The following is a 21,224-nucleotide window of genomic DNA, read 5'->3' on the forward strand; positions in this document are numbered from 1 at the left end:
ATTTCATTTGCATAAACAATAAATATTTTAGCACATATAACTTATGTATTCAACTCTAATATTATCGTTTTCCTCTAATCAACACTATTACGGCTGATAAAATAAGAACACTTCCTATAATAATCTTAAATGTGATAACTTCCTTCAATATAATAGCTCCTAAAACTAAAGATACTACTGGTTCTAATGTACTCAATATAGTTGCATTTGATGGCCCAATTAGTTTAACACCCTCTAAGAAAGTCATTAAAGCTATTATTGTAGAAATGAATGCTAATACCAAAATACAAATTAAACTAACTAATGACATTCTGATATTTAAATCATTTGAAATTAATCCCAAAACAAACATTGCACTAGCCGATAATATAGAAAAATAAAACGTCATAACATAACTATTTAATTTCTCAAATTCTTTATTAGAAATGCCGATAACATATATCGAATAGCATATTGCAGAAATAAATGCAAGTAAAATCCCAAATAAATTTAAATGACAACCTTTTATATCAACTAAAATAACTAAACCCACTAATGTCATAATCAAACTGACTATTTTCCTTAGGGTTATATTTTCATTGCAAAATAATGCTGTAAAAATAACAACAATTGCTGGATGAATATATAATATCATTGTTGCAAGTCCTACCGAAATGTAATTGTATGATGTGAAAATTATTATAGAACATCCTGTATATCCTATTAATCCCAAAATTAAAATCAATATAATTTGCTTTTTATTCAATTTTAATGAGAAATTTTTATATTTTATATATGCTAATAGCATAATTGAAGCAAATGCAAATCTAAAAAATAAAACACTAACACTATTTGAACCATAAATATATGCTATTTTAGCTAAAATAGGCATAATACCAAATGCTACGGCTGACAATATTATATAAAATATACCCTTAATACTTCTATCCATATATATCCCCTCTATAATCTATATTTAAACACAAAACCATTATTACACAAAAATAGTAAAAATACTAGTTAAATATTGTTTCCAAATATTTTTATTAAAATCTATGCAAACGATTGCGTTGAGTGTAAAAATACTATAAAATAGTACCTGAGGAGGTATTCATAATGAAGCAAAAAATACTTATATTAATTACGATAGCACTAATGTTATCATCAGGATGTACTTTAAATAAGAGTACTCCTACTCAAAGTATTTCTAATCATACTAATAAGAGTTGTCAAACATCTGCTAATGGTTTTCAAACAAAAAAAATTAAAAAAAGTTATATTCCTAAGTACAATGTTTCAAACACAGGTGGCAATTTTAGTAACCACGATTTAATTTATTTTATAATGACAGATCGTTTTTATGATGGTGATACTTCAAATGATAATTTCCCTGATGTAAATAAGAAAGATGCTAAAGCATACCATGGTGGTGATTTAAAAGGAATTATCAAAAAACTAGATTACATAAAATCTCTTGGTACAACAGCTATATGGATTACACCAGTAGTTAAAAATGAGCCTAAAGGATATCACGGTTATTGGGCATACGACTTTTACAAGGTAGATCCTCATATTGGAACTATGGATGATTTTAAGAATTTGGTTGATGAAGCTCATAAGAGAAATATAAAAGTCATAATGGATTATGTTGTTAATCACACCGGATATAATTCACCTTGGTTAAAAGATGATACAAAAAAGGACTGGTTTCATACAAAATTAAACATTACCAATTGGAGTGATCAAAAACAAGTAGAAAATGGTTGGTTATCAGGTCTTCCTGATTTAAATCAAGAAAATCCTGAAGTTAGAAAATATTTTATTGAAAACGCATTATGGTGGATTAGCAAAACAAATATAGATGGTATGAGACTAGACACAGTACGTCATGTTCCAAAAGAATTTTGGAATGAATTTGCACATGCAATCAAAGAAAAGTACCCAAACTTTTATCTGCTTGGAGAAGTATGGAATGAAAGCACACATTACCTTGAACAATATCATAAATTAGGTATAGATGGTTTAACAAATTATTCTATGTATAATGGCATTAAAAATGCATTTACTAGATTTGGACAAACAGATTCATTAATTAATGCTATAAAACAAGAAACTAATTTTTCAAATCCAGAAATAAATGGAATATTTATAGATAATCATGACAATATGAGATTAATCTCTATGGCTGGAAAACACGGAAAAGAATATTTAAAACAAGCTTTAACTTTTGAATTAACCTATCCTTCTATACCAATTATATACTATGGTACTGAAATTGGCATGCAAGGTAAATCTGATCCAGATAACAGAAGGGATATGGAATGGAATAAAACCAAGAAATCTGACATATTAGACTTTTACAGAAAGATAGTTGATTTTAGAAATACAAATCCAGCATTACAAACAGGTGATTTTAAATTATTAGATTACGATTCATATTTTCTATCATATATGAGAAAGCATAATAATAGTTCTGTGATAGTAGTTATGAATCTGCAAAACAAAAATAAGAATGTAACAATCAATGTTCCTCAAAACAATACAAAGTTTAAAGATTTGCTTACAAATAAAACTTACACTCTAGAACACAATAAGCTACAATTAATGTTAAAACCTCTAGATTTAATTATTCTAGAGTCAAATTAAATTGATATTTATCAATTTAATAATACTTCACTTCTATAGGTGAAAGATTAAAATTTTTTATTTCAGGCAGACAAATTTTCTACCTGAAACACTGATGTTTTGCTTTAAGCAAAACGATTTCATTAATATTTCCCCTTAAAAGGAGCTGTTGCTAACAGATCTAAAGTCCATTAGCAACAGCTCCTTTATACTCCCTAATTTCTAGCACCTTGGAAACATTAATTAATGAATAGTGAATAAAGAATAGTATAGGTTGAAATTGTTTCACAATTTCTTTAAATTAATAAGATTGCTAGTTGACCAGTTGGCTAGCGACCAGTTAGTGTTGAAATTACTTCGTAATTTCTTAAAAACAAGACTACCAGTTTTTCAGTCGGCTATAAGTATTTAACAATCAAGTTGTGAATCTGTGCTAGCAGTCTAGCCCTCTGGCAACCTAGCAAACTTGTTTTCCCTAGCACCTAGCATCTAATAATATACTGGTTTTCAAGTTACAAATCTGTACTAGAGATTAGAGATTGGAGACCAAAACAAAGTCACTAATCACCAATCACTAGTCGCCAAAACATATTGTGACCTAGTCAGAGCAACCCTAGCACCTTCTTTTTCCCTAGCACCTAGTACCTAATAAGATACTGGTTTTCAAGTCACAAATTTGTACTGGAGACTGGAGATTAGAGATTGGAGACTAAACAAAGTCACTAATCACCAATCACTAGTCGCCAAAACGTATTGTGACCTAGTCAGAGCAACCCTAGCACCTTCTTTTTCCCTAGCACCTAGTACCTAATAAGATACTGGTTTTCAAGTTGCAAATTTGTACTGGAGACTGGGGATTAGAGATTGGAGACTAAACAAAGTCACTAATCACCAATCACTAGTCGCCAAAACATATTGTGACCTAGTCAGAGCAACCCTAGCACCTTCTTTTTCCCTAGCACCTAGTACCTAATAAGATACTGGTTTTCAAGTTGCAAATTTGTACTGGAGACTGGGGATTAGAGATTGGAGACTAAACAAAGTCACTAGTCACCAATCACTAGTCGCCAAAACATATTGTGACCTAGTCAGAGCAACCCCAGTACCTTCTTTTTCCTCCTAGTACCTAGCACCTAATAAGATACTGGTTTTCAAGTTGCAAATTTGTACTGGAGACTGGAGATTAGAGATTGGAAACTAAAACAAAGTCACCAGTCTCCAAACCAAATTGTTACTTAACTAGAAATTAAACCCTAGCATTTTTCTAGCCCCTGCTCCTTATTTAAATAGTATATATGTCGACAGCGGTGCTACTTTAACCTCGCCACTAAATTCCTTTACTCCTTTTGTTACGCCATCTTTGTTTGCCTGATATTCATTAGCAATAACTTTCCATTCTCCATCTGATGGAAGTTTTACACTAACTTCACTTTTGTTAGCGTTATGAATTATGAATATATTTTTGAAATCTCCTTTATGTGATGATTTAAGTAAATACGCAACTGTATTTTTAGGCGAATCAATAAATTTAAGTGACTTTCTAATTTCTTCAGCACTATCTAAAGTCATAACTTTTTGACTCTTCCTTAATTCTATAAGTCCTTTTATATACTCATATGTTTTGTAATATTTTTCCTTTCTGTTCCATTCAATTTCGTTTATATTGTCTCCAGAATTATAGCTATTATGAACACCCTGTTTTGTCCTTAATATCTCCGTTCCACCTTGAATGAATGGTATTCCCTCCGATGTAAGAACAATTGATAATGCTAATCTATTCATTTTTTCTCTTTCCTCTGGAGTACTCTTTGGATTGCTCTTTTCAAATTTATCAAATAAGCAAAGGTTATCATGCGAGCTTACATAATTAATAGTTTCTCCTGGCTCCTGAGTAAAACCTTGTAAGCTATTGCTATACTTTATACTACCAGCAATACCCTTTTTAATAGCTTTTTCAAAACCAAATCCACCATTCACAAAACCTAAGCCTGCACCATCATTATCACCCTTAATTGCATTTCTAAAATCATCATTAAACACAGCAATATCTAATCCTTTTTGACTTCCTTTTCTAAATTGCTTAGTTGGTGATAATGATGATGTTCCACCTGTCCAAGGTTCACCATAAATCAAAATATTAGGATTTATCTTCATAAGCTCTCTTTTTACTTCCTTCATAGTATCAATATCATGTAATGCCATCAAATCAAATCTAAATCCATCAATCTTATATTCAGTTGCCCAAAATTTTACTGAATCCACAATAAATTTTCTCATCATAGGTTTCTCAGATGCAGTTTCATTTCCGCATCCTGAGCCATTTGTATATTCTCCATTTGAATTTGTCCTATAATAATATTTTGGTACAAGTATGTCAAATGGAGAATCTCCCGTTGAAAATGTATGGTTAAAAACAACATCCATTACTACTCTTATATCATTCTCATGAAGCGATTGAACCATTTGCTTAAATTCTTTAATTCTTACCCTGCCATCATATGGATTAGTTGAATAAGATCCTTCAGGTACATTATATAGATATGGATCATATCCCCAATTATATCCTTCTTTAGTTTCATCTACACTAGCGAAATCATATACTGGCATCAAATGCAAATGAGTTATTCCTAATTCTTTAATATGATCAAGTCCTGTAACCACTCTATCCGAAATTTTTGTCCCCTTTTCAGTGAAAGCTAAATACTTTCCTTTATTTTTCATTCCAGAATCTTTAGAAATTGAAAAATCTCTAACATGCATTTCATAAGCAACTGCTTCTGTTGTCTTAATTGGTTCAGGAATTCTTTGGCTATCCCATCCATCAGGATTAAGAGATGAAAAATCAACAATCATGCCCTTCTGTCCATTTACAGTCGCACCTTTTGCATATGGATCTGGAGTTTCCTTTTCCACCCCATTAATAGTTACCCTGTAATTATAGTATTTATTCTTGTTGTCACCAGCAAGTTTATATTCCCAAACTCCTTTTTCTCCTTTTTTCATGTCATAAACTTTTCCTACTTTATCATTATAATCATTATAAATAACAAGCTTCATATTCTGCGCAACTGGCGACCATACCTTGAATAGAGTATATTGCTTAGTATAATTTGCTCCTAAATCATCACCCGTATAAGTAAATTCTGAAGTCTCTAAAATCTTGCCCATATCAACTCTCCTCTTATTAAAGTTTTTATTATATACCTCTATCTTTCTTGTAAAATCAACATCTTCTTTTAATATAATATAAAATGAATTTGATGATACTTTATTACCATTTTTAGCATATACCTTTTCTATCGGTATATCCTTTTCATCAACCTTTACAATAAAATCTTCATTGTTTTTACCCGTAACTTTCAATTCATTAGACAAAATAACATGAATTTTTTTTCTGCTTTCCAGCAAAGCTGCTTTTATTTTAGGTTTATTATCTGCTTCATCTCTACTGTAAGCAATTTTTTCTGTATCTTGAACCATCCATACCTCTGTAACACCATCTTTTAGATCGATAAATCTATCTTTATCAATATCCTTATCTTCCCATTCTCCTAACCTTGAAATTATACCAACCCTTTTTATTTTTTTATCAAATTGGATCTCCGCAATTTTTCCAAAGTTATCTTGTCCTGTAAAATCATATTCTTTTCCATCTTTACCTTCTTGCCAAATCCAAAAATTCCAATCTTTATAATCACCGTCATATCTAAAGTAGTGTATTACTAATTTTGAGCCAGTACTCTTGTTATCGTTACTACCAATAATTTTTTGATTTGTATTTTTTGATTTATCATCTACACCTATTTTATTGGTATTTGTACATCCTGTGAAAATCTGCATTACAAAAATAATTATTAATGCCAAGGTAATCTTCTTCATATATAAACCCCCTATACCAAAAAAACAACTCTACACGAGTAGAGTTATGTTTTTTATCTATCCTTTTGTTGCACCAGCTGCCAATCCTTCTACTATATATTTTTGTAAGAAAACAAATAGCAAAGTTATAGGTATTGCAACCAAAATAGCTCCCGCTGCAAATCTAGTAAATTCAGTATTTTGTTGTTTTTGAATCCACTCAAACAATCCCATAGCTAATGTCTTTTTATCAGCACTTCTTAAAATAATTTGTGGGAATATAAAATCAAACCATGGTCCCATAAAATTAGTCAATGCAACTAAAGTAATTATGGGCTTTGCTAATGGAAAAATTATTTTTGCAAATATAGTTAAATTTGATGCACCATCAATTCTAGCTGCCTCATCTAAACTTCTAGGTATACCATCATAATATCCTTTACACAACCATGTATTATATGGGATTTGTCCTCCTGCATAAACAAGTATTAATCCCCAATGTGTATTCAATAAATGCATTTTCATCAATAATATGTATATTGCTGTCATAGCTAAAAAACCTGGAAACATCTGTAATATCATCAACGCCATAAGCCCAAATTTTCTACCTATAAATCTAAATCTTGAAAATGCATATGCTGAAAGAGTAGTTAAAATGACTGAAATAATCATGTTTATAGTGGCAATTTTAAGCGTATTTTTATACCATATAGGAAAATCAGTCTGTGTGAACAATTCTTTATAGTGTATCAATGTTGGATGCTTTGGAATTAACGTGGAACTGAATAAACTCGTACCACTATTAAATGAAGAAAGTATTATCCAAATTACAGGAGTTATTATAATTATACTTATACTTATTAACAAAACATATAATACAATCTTCTGTATCAAACCCATAAAATTAAATTTTTTATTGACTTTTGGTTCTAAACTGTTATCTATTACTGTATTTGCTTTCATCACATCATGTCCTCCTCTTTGAAGGATTTAGTCTTAATAAAACTGAATGTAGAAACTCCAGCAACAATTAAGAACAATAAAATTGTAACAACAGCTGCCATGTGGAATTGATTTTGATCTTTTGTCATTTTATATATCCATGATATCAATATGTCTGTTGAACCAGCATATTTAAATGAACCATTGACAGGGTTACCATCTGTTAATAAATATATAACACCAAAATTATTAAAGTTATAAGCAAATGTCATTATCAAAAGTGGCATTGTTTGGAAAAGAACCATAGGCAATGTTATTTTCCAAAATTGTTGCCATTTCGAAGCACCATCAATCTCAGCAGCTTCAAATAAAGAATTAGGTATATTTGTGAGTACACCTGCCATTAAAATCATAAAATAAGGTGCTCCAAGCCACATATTAATTAACAATATCATAACCTTAGCATGTGCTGCATTTGTAAAAAAAGGTACTTTACCCAAGCCAAGTGTAACCAACAAATGATTAACTGGACCAGGTCCACTGAATACCAATCTCATTATCAATAAAGATATAAATGCAGGAATAGCATAAGGAAGAATAAAAATAGTTCTCCATAGTTTTTTGAATTTAATCTTTTTAGCATTTGTAAGCAATGCTAAAACCAATCCACCAAAATAATTAAATATAGTAGTAATTGTGGCAAACACTACAGTCCATAATCCTACATGCAGTAATGTGTTATTCCATATCTTTAATTTAACTAAATTCTTAAAGTTTCTAAATCCAACCCAATCTACTAAGTGCCTTGGTGGTAAATGATTAGGGCTAGAATAATTAGTAAATGCAACTGCAAAAGTAAAAATTATTGGCAATAAAATAAAAAATATTGTAAATAAAAATGCAGGAGTTAACATTATATGTGGAAAGTACTTTTCCCAAGAAGCTTTGATTGCTTCCTTTGTCGATAAAGGTTTATTTCCTTCTTCAATAAACTTTCCATACTTATATGCATTGACAATATTAATTATGTATAAAGTCAAAATTACAATTAATATTATTAATGCTATTAGTCCTTCAATCAAAAGAAAAATTGAGTGATCTCCTTTTGATATACCATTTTCAAAATATTGAGGAGTATCTCCTAATGTAATTAATCCATGTATAGCCTTTGTAAAATAATTAAACTTAAGTATTGCTATCAATTCTATTATTGCAAATATACAACCTTTAAGTATTTCTTTATTATATAACTGTCCTGCTCCCATAAAAACTGCCGATAAAGCAGCCGATTTATGTGCTCTTTTCATATTATCCCTCCTGAAACATGTGAAGCAAACTATATATTACTCAACACAAGAGAATTTAGCTGCATTTGGTATAAACAACTAAATTCTCCACACAATATTGTTTTATTTTTTATTCTTGTGATTTTATTGCTTCTCTCACTGTTTCAGCTGCATTCTTAAGAGCATCCTCAGGAGTTGATTCACCATTCCAAAATGCTGCAAATGCAGCTCCATATGGTTCCCAAACAAGTTGCATCTGAGGAATAGATGGCATTGGAACAGCATATTGTGCTTGTTCTAAAAATGGTGCAACATACTCATCATTTTTGATAGTAGGTTCATCCATTAAAGCTTTTACTGGTGGTATTTGATGAGTAATTTCATATCTCTTCAACAACATTTCCTTTGATGTAGCAAAATTAGCAAATAATTGTGCTGCTTTTGGATATTTTGTATATGCACTAACAAATAATGTTCTTATTCCAGAAAAACCTGTTGGATGTTTTCCATCTGATAATAATGGTAGTGTTGCTACACCAAAATTAACACCTGATTTTTTAGTAGCTGCTACAGCCCAAGGTCCATTAATCATTGCACCTACGCTACCCTCTTGGAATAATCCTTCAACTATTTGGCTACTAGAATCTCCAGAATTTACAGGCAATATTCCTTTAAGCTTAAGCATTTCTTTAGCACCTGCAATTGCACTCTTTGAATCGATTCCAATATCATTCTTATCTGTTCCACCTTTACCGAATATATATCCACCTTCACCAGCTATAAAGCAATGTGAAAAATATGCATTAGCTACATCCCACATGAATGTATACTTGTTATTATCAGTATCGTTAAATTCTTTTGCTTTTGCAATTATTTCATCAAAAGTTTTTGGTGCTTCTGGAAAAATATCCTTATTATAGAATAATGCATAAGTTTCTATAGCTGTAGGATATCCATACAATTTTCCACCATAACTAACACCATCAACTGCTGCTTTCATGAATTCTTTCTTTATTCTGTCTCCATAAACACTGTTTGGTACTATTAAACCAGAAGAAACTAACCCTCCTGTATGGTCATGAGGAGCTGCAAATACGTCTGCACCTGTACCAGCAGGTCCATCTTGAGCCAATCTTCCTTCAGCATCAACAGTCCCAACTTCTTCATATTTTACAGGTACGCCATACTTCTTTTCAAATTCTTTAGCAACATATTTTATAAAATCTCCTTCTTTTCCCTTGCTTTCCCAAACAAGTAAAGAAGCACCTTCCTCTGGTTTTAATTCACTTGATGATGCTTGGTCTTTATTTTGAGTTGATGCTTGACTTGAATTGTTCTCAGTTGTTTTAGAAACATCTTCCTTAGAATCTCCATTTTTAGGGCTACCACAAGCCGCTAATGAAAACGTTAATACTAATGCTAATAAAAAACTTAAAATCTTTTTCACATTAAACCCCCCTAATGTTTTATTGCAATCGTTTGCACAATTAAATTATACAATCTACAATGGTCATTGTCAAACAATTTCTACAATACTGAAAATATTTTATATGAGTATTCAGCCATAATAATATCCATTTTGCCTTCTTTAGAAACTACTTTCTTACTATTTAACAAATCAACACATTCATTAAAATATTCAATTAAATTAACATTTTTTGTTTGATTGCTATTATTAATTAAAACAAGCACTTTTTCATTATCACTTTCACGAGTATAACCTAAAACTCCATTTAAGTCTTTAAGCCACTTAAATTTTCCTCTTCTCAATGCTTCATGCTCTCTTCTTAAACTGATAAGTTTTTTAATTGAACTATAAATATCATTGTTCCACTTGCTCCTATCCCATATCATAGTTCTTCTACAATCTGGATCCTTTCCTCCCTCTAACCCTATTTCAGTACCATAATAAATACACGGTGCTCCAATATAAGTCATCAAAAATGAAATAGCTAATAATAATTTTTTATAATTTCCATTACATTCTGTTAAAAATCTAGGCGTATCATGGCTGTCAAGTAAATTCAACATTACTTCATTTACCTGATATGTATTTTTGATAAAAGCATTATCAATTGATTCCATAAAGTCTATATCTTTGATACTATTCTGTGCAAAATATTTTAAACAAACTCGTGTTACTGGGTAATTCATTATTCCATCAAATTGATCACCCATAAGCCATGGTAATGAATCATGCCATATTTCACCCACAATATATGCATCTTTATTAGCTTTCTTAACAACCTTTCTAAAATCCCTCCAAAAATCATGTTCTACTTCATCAGCAACATCTAATCTCCAACCATCAATTCCAACTTCCTTTATCCAGTACTTAGCTACACCAAGTAAATATTCCTTTACTTCATCATTTGAAACATTAAATTTAGGCATTTTGTGAGTAAAAGCAAATGTTTCATAACTTGGAGGTTCAATTTCAATAGGTAATTTATTTATGTGAAACCAATTATAATAGTGTGATTTATCGCCATTCTCTAACACATGTTGAAATGGTTTGAAATTATAGCCACTGTGATTAAAAACAGCATCAAATATTACTTTTATTCCTTTTGAATGGCACTTATCAACTAATTCCTTCATAGTTTCTAAATCTCCAAAATGTGGATCGATTTTGTAGTAATCTGTAGTATCATATTTATGATTTGAATCTGATTCAAAGACTGGATTTAAATATATAGCATTTATACCTAAATCAACAATATGATCTATATTATCAATTATTCCTCTTAAATCTCCACCAAAAAAACTATCACTTTTAGGTAATGAACCCCATTCTTCAGTTACGCAAGTATCATTACTTTTATCACCATTACTAAATCTTTCAGGAAATATTTGATAAAACACAGCATCTTTAACCCATTCTGGCACAGTATGAATATCTCCCTCATTAACATATGGATAATTAAAGAAATGAATATATATATCTTCATTATCTAGGTTTTCAAAAAAACCTATCTCAGTATAATAACCTGTCTCATTTCCTTTTTTTAGTATAAAATAGTAAGATAATCTGTTATTTGGAGCTTTTATTGATACTGTGAAATAATCAAACAACTTATCTGAATAAGTTATTTCCATAGAACTTTCTCTATTATTAGCCCAATCATACTTATCTCCATATACTAATATAACACTATCCAAATCTCCTTTTGCAGCCCTTAACCTTATATGTATTGTGTCTTTATTATATGCATAGCAATAATTGCTTTTAGGTTGGTGAAATATAGCTTGCTTATTCATTTTTTCCTCCTTTGTAGTCTTTAACAATGTTTATTCAATCTGTGCAATCGATTGCATTGTTTTCATATCTATTCTAACCAAAATATTAACATCTGTCAATAAATTGTATAACATAATTGCAAAATTCTTCTATATAATTTATTAAGGAAATATTTTAAGGAGGAATAACATGAAAACTCTAGAGAAAATTTTACAGAAAGTTATTGAAAAAAATCCTGGAGAAAAGGAATTCCATCAAGCAGTTGAAGAAGTTTTAAGTTCTCTAGAACCAGTAATAAAAAAGCATCCTGAATTTTTAGAAGAAGGCATTATAGACAGATTAGTTGAACCCGAAAGACAAATAATATTTAGAGTACCCTGGGTAGATGATAACGGCGAACCACAACTTAATAGAGGATTTAGAGTTCAATTTAATAGTGCTATAGGTCCATACAAAGGTGGCTTAAGGTTTCATCCTTCTGTATACCTAGGAATAATAAAGTTCTTAGGTTTCGAACAAATATTCAAAAATTCCCTAACTGGACTGCCCATAGGCGGAGGTAAAGGTGGATCTGACTTTGACCCTAAAGGAAAATCCAATGGTGAAATAATGAAATTCTGTCAAAGTTTCATGACTGAATTATATAGACACATAGGTAAAGATATAGACATACCCGCAGGCGACATTGGAGTTGGCAGTAGAGAAATTGGATATTTATATGGTCAATACAAAAGAATTAAAAATTCATTTGATGCTGGAGTATTAACAGGCAAAGGCTTAACTTATGGAGGTTCTTTCGCTAGAAAAGAAGCAACTGGATATGGACTAATTTATTTTGTAAAAGAAATGCTAGAAGCTAATAATCAAACACTTAAAAATAAAACTATTGTCATTTCTGGATCAGGAAATGTTGCAATATATGCATGTGAAAAAGCACAACAATATGATGCAAAAGTCGTTGCAATGAGCGATTCTAAAGGTTATATTTATGACAAAAACGGTATTAAACTTGATACAATTAAACAAATCAAAGAAGTAGAAAGAAAAAGAATTAGCGAATATATAAAATATCATACAGAAGCGAAATATCATGAATGTCAAAAGGATATTTGGTCAATTAAGTGTGATATTGCTTTACCTTGTGCTACTCAAAATGATATTGATATAAATCAAGCACAAGTTTTGATTAAGAATGGTGTTATTGCCATTGGTGAAGGTGCAAATATGCCTTGTACAAATGAAGCAATAAAATTTTTCTTAGAAAATAACATATTATTAGCACCAGCAAAGGCAGCTAATGCAGGTGGAGTTGCCACATCAGCATTGGAAATGTCTCAAGATAGCATGAGAATATGTTGGACATTTGAAGAAGTTGATAACAAATTGCATGAAATAATGAAAAGCATATTTAAAGCTGCTGATAAGGCAGCCAAGGAATATGGTATGCCAGGTAATTATGTAGCAGGGGCTAATATTGCAGGTTTCTTAAAAGTAGCTAATGCGATGAGAGCACAAGGTATAGTATAAAGTAAACTTGTTTTGCTAATGCATCTGAAAATAACTAGTATAATTTCCTTTTATATCATCATCTTTACAATACACTATTCTTGTCTTATCTGCGACAAAAAGGTCGTATCTATTGATATGACCTTTTTTCTTTTTTCTTATAAAACTTATTCCAATATATTGCGTAAAGTCCTATCTGAATTGCTATCAAAAATAATCCATTTAATCCAAAATGTCTTGTATCACTTAACATTACTACAACAAGAGCAATTCCCGGAAATATGTTTATGTATACCAAACCTTTAAATAATCCTTTTTGTTTTTCAGGAAAATTTTGAAAAAATAAAAATGCAAGAAAAATAAAAGCAATAACGCTTTCTTTAGGATATTGCATTTTATGAAACTCTGCAAAATCACTAATTAAAGAACCTATAACTAAAGCAACAACAGGAGTTATTATAGTATGAAAAATCATAAAAATACTTCCTAAGATATTGATAGTACATTTAGCATAGTATTTTATCTTTTCTATGTCTATTGATATACTCAAAAGCTTCTCCTCCTTTCTCCGATAGTCCTTGTTTTGTTATTTAACATTTTACCAGCAAATATTAGCCTTAATCTGTTTCGATTTCATCCAAATCGTATCTTTTGATTAAGTTCATCAGTAACATATATATTTCTTGAAGAAAAAAGTATCATCTTCTAAATATTGTACCATAAAATAACTAAAATGATAACATATTCATCAAATTTGTATTATGTAAAATTGTATAAAAACAAAGTGTAAAACTAACATTTGTTTCAAATACATTTACAGGAAAATTAAACAATGATAGAATAAATATAAACAGTGAACTCGTTTCGCTAAAGCAAAACATAGGGACTTCAGGTATAGACTCTGCTCCCTTCCTCTACAGGCATTTCCTTAAATTTTTATCTAATTCAGTTATTATATTATCCCATGAAAAACTTTCTCTGCATATATCATACGTTATTCTCGACTTACTTTCTAATTCTCTATCATGCATAAGCTTTTTAAGTTTATTTGCTAAATCTTTAATATTATTTTTTTCAACAATTTCGCCATTGTCATCAATAATAATTTCTCTTACAATACCAACATCAGTAGAAACAATAACATCTCCTAATGAAGCAGCTTCAATGAGTGCAAATGCAAAACTCTCAAAATCTGAAGTCAAACAAAATATCTTAGCTTTTTTATATTCCTCAAATAGTTTTTTTCTATCGGAAATCTCACCTTTAAAAATAACTTTATTCTTTAAATGAGGATTGTCTTTAAAGTATTTATCAATGTATACATTAAATTCTTTCTCAATGCTGCCAACTAGTACAAGCTTCCATGCACTATTTTCAACTTCATTGATTTTAGCAAATGCCTCTAAAAGCATACGTGTATTTTTTTCTTCCGCTCCCAATCTAGCTACATTGAGTATAATATTTTCTTTTTTACTATATTCATAGTGAATATTTTCTCTCTCCAAATATTCAAAATCAACACCATTAGGTATATTTATCATTTTATTTTTATATTCAGGAAGCAATTCTATTAGCTGATTATACAATCTCTTTTGCTCAACACTAATTAGATCAACTTTATCCAAATAAATTTCAAGAAATTTTTTTCTAATAAAATCCAATGATTTTATTTTATCGATTAATTTGTGGCTACAATCTAACTTTAAATATATTTTACCATTTGGATTTGTTTTTTTATAAACAAGTGCGTAAAAAAAAGAATACAAAGTAATATGAAATATTTGGAGTATATCTATTTTATGTCCATTTTGTTTTATATACTTAATTCCATCTAAAGTATAATTATTAAATTTATTATCAATAAAATCTATATTCAATCCTTTAACTTCATCTTTTAAATAATCATATTCACCAAGCTTATAACAAGCTAACCATGCATCATAACCAAAAAGTTTATGAAGCTTATACGGCATCATTCCCATTTCCTTAACTAAATTAACATTCCTGCTATTCGGATATAATACACAGTATCTCATAATTTCACCCCAAAACACAAAAATTATTTGCTATTAAAAATACTCTTCAATTCATCTATAGTTACATATTTAAATAAAACAACACCTATAAAATACACTACAATTGCAGATAAAATATTAATAATTACATTTATATTAAAATGCTTAAACAATAATATACTAACAAACATACATAATGTTGGCAAAATAACTTTCTTAATATTACTTACATATGTAGTATATGTAACAGTATTAAAAAATTTCTTCATAAATAAAAAGTTAATAACTTCCGATAGAATAGTAACAATTGCTGCTGCATTTATACCATAAATAGGTATAAATATCAAATTAAAAACCAAATTAAACGATGAAGATATTGCTGTAATAATCAAATATTTTTTCTCCATATTAAATGCATTCAAACCATATCCATATGTTTCCCTCATAAAAAGTATTAAAGCATAAATAAGCAATATATTCAGTGGAATATATGCTGCTTCATATTTTGCTCCAAATAGCAATACTATTATTTCCTTTGATAAAGCTATACCTCCAACGCTAATAGGAATTGCAACTAAAATAACTATCTTACATGTTTTATCAACAATCTCTTTTAATAAATTTTTATCCTTATTGTTAAAATAACTTATAAAAAGCGGGAAAATAGGTACAAAAACAATATTCATCAAATTAGTTATAAAAAATATTATTTTATATGCTGATGAGTAAATACCTAATTCTCTATCACTCCTCAAAAATCCGATAATTATTGAATCAACATTACAATTAATCATTGATAGAATACCTGAAAGCAAAAATGGGACAGCACACTTAATATATACAACCAATTCCTTATTCGGCAAATAAAATTTATATCCAAGCTTTTTTTTATGCCTGTATATATAAGCTTGAAATGCTACTGCAATAACAAGCCCTACCAGATAAAATATAGGTATAAATAATACATCTTTTTCTGTTTTCAGAAAAATAATTATTAATATAAAAGGTATTACATTTTTAATAATACTATATATAGCATTATACTCCATATGCTTTAATCCTGAAAAAAACCAATCTATATTAAAAGCCAATGGAAATAACGTTATACCATACATCAAAAGTATATTTTTAAATATCGTGTCTTCATTAAAAATAAACGCTATTAAAGCTACTATAAAAAAACATATAACAGAAATTAATATTCTTATGCTTACAATACTTCCAACAATACATTCAGCCTTATCACTATTCTTTGCAATTTCTCTTTGACCATAAGTTTGAAAACCAAACAATGTTATCATTGTAAAATAAATCATAATTGATTGAGCAAGACTTAATTTTCCAAATAAAGATACACTAAGAATTCTTGCATAATATGCAACAGTAACAAAAGTTACAAATTGGGATATTAAATTTGCTAAACCAACTGATAAAAAGTTTTTTGTAATGCTTTTTATAGTAAACACCTTCTATTCTTCAACTTTTCTTGTTATAAATCAATGTTTTAATAATAAATACTGGTATTTCTCCAAGTCTTTTAATTCTAAAAGGTTCTTTTACAGTTCTATATAACCACTCAAGTCCCATTTTTATCATCCACTTGGGTGCCCTATTTACCTTGCCTGCTATAACATCAAAGCTTCCACCAACACCCATCAAAATCTTACAATTTAGCCTATCAATATTATCTGCAATAAATAATTCCTGTCTTGGACACCCCATAGCCACAAAAACAGCATATGGTTCCTTTTTTATGATATCTTGTACAATTTCATCACATTTCTTCAAATCAAAATATCCATTATGACTTCCAACAATATCAAGTTTTGGATATTTCTCCCTCAAATTAACGATACAGTTATCTAAAATTTCCTGTTTTGCTCCAATTAAATAAATGCTTTTCCCATCTAACTCACATTGTTTTATTACATTATCCATAAGCTCAATACCCGCAATTTTCTCCTCTACAGGTTCACCTACAATTTTTGAGCAAATAACTGTCCCAATACCATCTGGAATAATAACTGCATTACTATCTGTAAAGCTTTTAAACAATTTTTCATTTTTCAAACCACTATTTAACACCTGAGGGTTCCCCGAAACAATATTTACTTTATCAAATCTATCTATATAATCAAGTAAACTCCTCATATTACCATTAAATATTTTGTAATTTAATATTCTACTAAACACATAAAATTTCCTTTCCATATCAAACTTAAATTAATTCAGTAAATTCCTAGTACCTTCCTTTCCCTTCCTAGCACCTAGTTCCTAATAAGATACTGGTTGTTAAGTCACAAATTTGTACTGGAGACTAGAGACTAAAACAAAGTCACTAATCGCCAATCACCAGTCGCCAAAACATATTGTGACTTAGTCATAGAATAAACACCAGTACCTTCTTTCCCTTCCTAGCGCCTAGTTCCTAATAAGATACTGGTTGTTAAGTCACAAATTTGTACTGGAGACTAGAGATTGGAGATTGGAGAATAGTACCTAGCACCTAATTAGTAGGCTCCTTCTTTTCTAGCCACTGACACTACTGTTAAAAATAAAATCTTAATATCCAATAGAATTGAAAACTCCTTTATATATTTCAAGTCATAATAAATTGTTTTTCCAAGTTCTATTTCTCCCCTGCCACTTACCTGAGCAAGTCCTGTAATACCTGGCAATACCATCAACCTCTGTCTATAACTTTCCGGATAATGTTTAACTACTTCTGGAATTTCAGGTCTTGGTCCAACCAAACTCATATTTCCAAAAAGAACATTAAAAAGTTGTGGTAACTCATCTAAACTGCTTTTCCTTAAAAAACGCCCCACTCTTGTAACCCTGTTGTCATTTTTACTTTGAAATACAAAATTGCTTAAATCATCAGTATCAATATTCAAGTTGAATTTCTTTTCTGCATCGACAATCATGGTTCTAAATTTATATATAATAAACTCTTTACCATCCTTACCTATTCGTACTTGTTTGAATATTGCAGGACCTTTTGAATCAAGCTTAATTGCAATATATATAGCTGAAAATAATGGCAACAATATGATTATACCCACTAGTGATAAAACAATATCAAAAAATCTTTTTATAAAAAATTGTACCTTTTTTTTATCCAAATCGTTTTTCTTGTCTATTAAAATACTGTTTTGCATCATTTAAATTCTTCACCTCAGTTTTGTTTGAAATCCATCACAAATAGCAACTATAATCCAAAAATATGCTGTAACTTTTGGTACAAATAATAAATTGTCAAATAAATTCATAATCATAAATACAATAAGTGAAGCCAATATACCTATAAATATCACTTTATGCTCTTTACTTTTATTTATAAGACTTTTCAGTTTCACAAATATACTCAATATAATACCCATGAAAGGAATAAAACCAATAACTCCTAATTCACTTAGTACTTTTAAGTATGAATTATGAACAGGATACCTAAAATGGTCTATACATTTCAATTCAGGATATTTTTTAGTATAAATATCATAATAAGCAACATAATTACCATTTCCAATGCCTTTAATTGGGTTCTTTTTTATTATTTTTGCTGCTATCTTCCATAACTTAAATCTTAAATCATTCTGAGAATAATTTACAAATTCTCCTAATCTCATATGTACTTTGGGAATAAATAATCCTCCCAAACCAACTCCCAATAACAGCCAAATCAATTTCCAACTGTACAGTATTATTAAAATCAGAATTCCAATTGCAAACCCCAACCATGCATTACGTGAAAAAGTAAGCAAAATATTGATAAACATCAATACAACAATCATACTTAATAATAACTTATTTCTCTTATTCTTTTCACTCATAAATAGCATAATTAAAGGAAAAATAAAAAGAATTAAATAAGCACCGTATGTATTAGGATTCCCAAATGTACCAGTTATTCTATATTTAGAAATAAACTCTCCGCTTTTATATATAAATTTTTCATTCAAGAAAATCCCTGTTGTTCCCTGAATAATTCCCAATATTACCTGAAACACAATTATAGGCAAAACACATATCATAATATTTACATATTTATTTTTTTCATTAACATCATATTTTATTATAAAAAAGAGAATTATATATGTACAAAATCTAATGCTCTCTTTTAATGCGGTTACCTTTTCAAGCGAATAACTTATAGAAAATATCATGCTAGCCAGCAATAACATCATAAAAATACTTACTGGTTCATGAAAAAAATCAAATAATCCCTTAATAAATTTCTGTCTTGTACCCTTATTGAACACCAAGCTAATCATATAAGTTATAATTATTAAAATGAATATATAATCTGCATTGATGTTTTTACCCGCAGCAGTTGGTATTTTGAAGCTAAAAGGAAGCATAATCACATATAAACATATAAAATAGTATATTAAACTCTTCTTCTCTTTTTTCACCACAAATCAACCCATTCCCTTATTAATCAACAATATATATTGCTTTTAATTCTATTTGAAATACCTACTCTATTTGCAATACCTACTTCAGCACTTATAGCCCTTATTGATAAACAATATATTGCTTTTTATATATTATAAATTTTTTAGTATATTTTCCAATTTTCTTGTTATAGCTTCCCTTGAATAGTTCTCTATTACATATTTCCGACCATTTTTCCCCAGAAATTCTCTATACTCTATATCTTTATAGAGTTTTAATACAGCCTCTGCAATATCATCTGAATTCTCTGGTTCAACTGTAATACCTGCATTTGCATCCTTTATAAGCTTTTCCGCCTCTCCTTCTACAGCTAAAATAATTGGTAATTCCGACGCAAGTGCCTCAAACATCTTAGAAGGAAGAGCTCCTTTGAATAAATCCAATTTTTTAAGTGGAATTATAGTTGCATCCATTGAAGCTATTATCCTCGGCATATTAACTTTAGCCTGAACTGGTAGAAAAGTTACATTTTTCAATCCCTTTATAGCTACCATATCCATAAGTTTTTGTTTCTCAGGGCCATCCCCTACGAATACAAATTGAATATCATCATAATTCCTTAATTTTTCAGCTGTATCTATTATTACTTCAAGTCCCTGAGCTAATCCATGTATACCTGCATAACATACAGCAAATTTATTTTCCACTCCAATTTCTTTTCTGAAATCATTATCTCTAAATTTCTTATTGAAAAATTCAGTATCAACACCATTTGTAATCAAATGTACTTTTGATTTTTCAAATCCTCTTTCAACAATGTTATCTACAATGCCTCTTGTTTGACACGTAACAGCATCTGCCTTTTTATAACAGAACTCTTCAAGCCAAGTAGACATTTTTATAAGTGCTTTATTGTGAAGCATACCTAACTTAACAGCAGACTCAGGCCATAAATCAGATATATTAAAAACATATTTTGCTTTTTTCTTTTTAGAAATATAATAACCAGACCATCCTAAGAATAATGGTGGAGATTCTGTTATTACTACGTCCTGATTTTCAATATACTTAGTTCCTGTAAACACTGATGAAAATGTAAATGACAAATAATTCTTAAGACGCTTTGTAAAAGTTTTTTCCTTAGAGACATAAATACTTGTTCTAATAATTTTAATTCCATCAATCTCTTCTTGAACAACTTTTTTGCCCTTATACCCTTCAAATATTTCACCTTTTGGATAATTAGGCATTGCAGTTAAAATAGATACCTCATGACCAAATTTCTTTAATTGCTTTGCAAACTCAAATATTCTATTCTGTGGAGCACCAACCTCTGGAGGACAGTATTGAGTTAAAAATAATATCTTCATTCGT

At 29.6% G+C, this 21,224-nt stretch carries 15 protein-coding genes; 2 read left to right on the plus strand and 13 right to left on the minus strand.

All coding sequences use genetic code 11. The features are described from left to right. Nucleotides 1-61: 61 nt before the first annotated feature. Entirely contained in the window at nt 62-931 is an 870-nt protein-coding gene (locus CLTEP_RS04560) for a DMT family transporter (protein WP_066823264.1), read from the minus strand. A 164-nt stretch (nt 932-1,095) separates the two neighbouring features. On the opposite strand from CLTEP_RS04560, the gene CLTEP_RS04565 reads away from it, so the two are divergent. Beyond that, nucleotides 1,096-2,625: an alpha-amylase family glycosyl hydrolase gene (locus CLTEP_RS04565; RefSeq protein WP_066823267.1), complete on the plus strand. Its 1,530-nt coding sequence runs from the start codon at nt 1,096-1,098 to the stop codon at nt 2,623-2,625. Between the two features lie 1,257 nt (nt 2,626-3,882). On the opposite strand, the gene pulA is transcribed toward CLTEP_RS04565, so the two are convergent. From pulA to CLTEP_RS04590, 5 genes are all read right to left on the minus strand, one after another. Next, the gene (pulA, locus tag CLTEP_RS04570; protein WP_084364641.1) at nt 3,883-6,483 is read right to left on the minus strand and encodes a type I pullulanase; all 2,601 of its coding nucleotides are present in this window, start codon (nt 6,481-6,483) and stop codon (nt 3,883-3,885) included. A gap of 57 nt (nt 6,484-6,540) precedes the next feature. Next, on the minus strand, nt 6,541-7,425 hold the full coding sequence (locus CLTEP_RS04575) for a sugar ABC transporter permease (protein ID WP_066823270.1): 885 nt from the start codon (nt 7,423-7,425) through the stop codon (nt 6,541-6,543). Beyond that, the gene (locus CLTEP_RS04580) at nt 7,425-8,711 is read right to left on the minus strand and encodes a carbohydrate ABC transporter permease (RefSeq protein WP_066823273.1); all 1,287 of its coding nucleotides are present in this window, start codon (nt 8,709-8,711) and stop codon (nt 7,425-7,427) included. Before CLTEP_RS04580 ends, CLTEP_RS04575 begins: the two co-directional genes overlap by 1 nt. 109 nt (nt 8,712-8,820) lie before the next feature. Beyond that, a complete protein-coding gene (locus CLTEP_RS04585; RefSeq protein ID WP_066823276.1) occupies nt 8,821-10,137 on the minus strand; it encodes a sugar ABC transporter substrate-binding protein in 1,317 nt (438 codons plus the stop codon). An 80-nt stretch (nt 10,138-10,217) separates the two neighbouring features. After that, nucleotides 10,218-11,951: an alpha-glycosidase gene (locus CLTEP_RS04590; protein WP_066823279.1), complete on the minus strand. Its 1,734-nt coding sequence runs from the start codon at nt 11,949-11,951 to the stop codon at nt 10,218-10,220. Nucleotides 11,952-12,120: 169 nt separating this feature from the next. On the opposite strand from CLTEP_RS04590, the gene gdhA reads away from it, so the two are divergent. Next, nucleotides 12,121-13,458, plus strand: a complete 1,338-nt coding sequence (gene gdhA, locus CLTEP_RS04595) for an NADP-specific glutamate dehydrogenase (protein WP_066823282.1) — start codon at nt 12,121-12,123, stop codon at nt 13,456-13,458. Nucleotides 13,459-13,567: 109 nt separating this feature from the next. On the opposite strand, the gene CLTEP_RS14840 is transcribed toward gdhA, so the two are convergent. The 7 genes from CLTEP_RS14840 to CLTEP_RS04630 all read right to left on the minus strand — a co-directional run bounded on the left by CLTEP_RS14840 (nt 13,568) and on the right by CLTEP_RS04630 (nt 21,220). Further along, nucleotides 13,568-13,987: a hypothetical protein gene (locus CLTEP_RS14840; protein WP_066823285.1), complete on the minus strand. Its 420-nt coding sequence runs from the start codon at nt 13,985-13,987 to the stop codon at nt 13,568-13,570. Between the two features lie 364 nt (nt 13,988-14,351). Next, the gene (locus tag CLTEP_RS04605) at nt 14,352-15,473 is read right to left on the minus strand and encodes a glycosyltransferase family 4 protein (protein ID WP_066823288.1); all 1,122 of its coding nucleotides are present in this window, start codon (nt 15,471-15,473) and stop codon (nt 14,352-14,354) included. Between the two features lie 23 nt (nt 15,474-15,496). Continuing rightward, nucleotides 15,497-16,918, minus strand: a complete 1,422-nt coding sequence (locus tag CLTEP_RS04610; protein ID WP_242863867.1) for a flippase — start codon at nt 16,916-16,918, stop codon at nt 15,497-15,499. A gap of 10 nt (nt 16,919-16,928) precedes the next feature. Then, a complete protein-coding gene (locus tag CLTEP_RS04615) occupies nt 16,929-17,645 on the minus strand; it encodes a WecB/TagA/CpsF family glycosyltransferase (RefSeq protein ID WP_066823290.1) in 717 nt (238 codons plus the stop codon). Nucleotides 17,646-17,962: 317 nt separating this feature from the next. Further along, nucleotides 17,963-18,616, minus strand: a complete 654-nt coding sequence (locus CLTEP_RS04620; protein WP_066823292.1) for a sugar transferase — start codon at nt 18,614-18,616, stop codon at nt 17,963-17,965. Nucleotides 18,617-18,625: 9 nt separating this feature from the next. After that, on the minus strand, nt 18,626-19,867 hold the full coding sequence (locus tag CLTEP_RS04625) for an O-antigen ligase family protein (RefSeq protein WP_084364643.1): 1,242 nt from the start codon (nt 19,865-19,867) through the stop codon (nt 18,626-18,628). Between the two features lie 135 nt (nt 19,868-20,002). Further along, complete coding sequence (locus tag CLTEP_RS04630) at nt 20,003-21,220, minus strand: glycosyltransferase family 4 protein (RefSeq protein ID WP_066823295.1); 1,218 nt, start codon at nt 21,218-21,220, stop codon at nt 20,003-20,005. Between the last annotated feature and the right edge of the window lie 4 nt (nt 21,221-21,224).

It is taken from the genome of Clostridium tepidiprofundi DSM 19306 (genome assembly GCF_001594005.1).
Taxonomy (GTDB): domain Bacteria; phylum Bacillota; class Clostridia; order Clostridiales; family Clostridiaceae; genus Clostridium_AC; species Clostridium_AC tepidiprofundi.

What these genes read in the sequence shown, in the direction of transcription:
- CLTEP_RS04605 (WP_066823288.1), bottom strand. Translation starts at nt 15,473, where the DNA reads ATGAGATACTGTGTATTATATCCGAATAGCAGGAATGTTAATTTAGTT.
- CLTEP_RS04630 (WP_066823295.1), bottom strand. Translation starts at nt 21,220, where the DNA reads ATGAAGATATTATTTTTAACTCAATACTGTCCTCCAGAGGTTGGTGCT.
- CLTEP_RS04575 (WP_066823270.1), bottom strand. Translation starts at nt 7,425, where the DNA reads ATGAAAGCAAATACAGTAATAGATAACAGTTTAGAACCAAAAGTCAAT.
- CLTEP_RS04620 (WP_066823292.1), bottom strand. Translation starts at nt 18,616, where the DNA reads ATGATGCAAAACAGTATTTTAATAGACAAGAAAAACGATTTGGATAAA.
- pulA (WP_084364641.1), bottom strand. Translation starts at nt 6,483, where the DNA reads ATGAAGAAGATTACCTTGGCATTAATAATTATTTTTGTAATGCAGATT.
- gdhA (WP_066823282.1), top strand. Translation starts at nt 12,121, where the DNA reads ATGAAAACTCTAGAGAAAATTTTACAGAAAGTTATTGAAAAAAATCCT.
- CLTEP_RS04590 (WP_066823279.1), bottom strand. Translation starts at nt 11,951, where the DNA reads ATGAATAAGCAAGCTATATTTCACCAACCTAAAAGCAATTATTGCTAT.
- CLTEP_RS04580 (WP_066823273.1), bottom strand. Translation starts at nt 8,711, where the DNA reads ATGAAAAGAGCACATAAATCGGCTGCTTTATCGGCAGTTTTTATGGGA.
- CLTEP_RS04560 (WP_066823264.1), bottom strand. Translation starts at nt 931, where the DNA reads ATGGATAGAAGTATTAAGGGTATATTTTATATAATATTGTCAGCCGTA.
- CLTEP_RS04565 (WP_066823267.1), top strand. Translation starts at nt 1,096, where the DNA reads ATGAAGCAAAAAATACTTATATTAATTACGATAGCACTAATGTTATCA.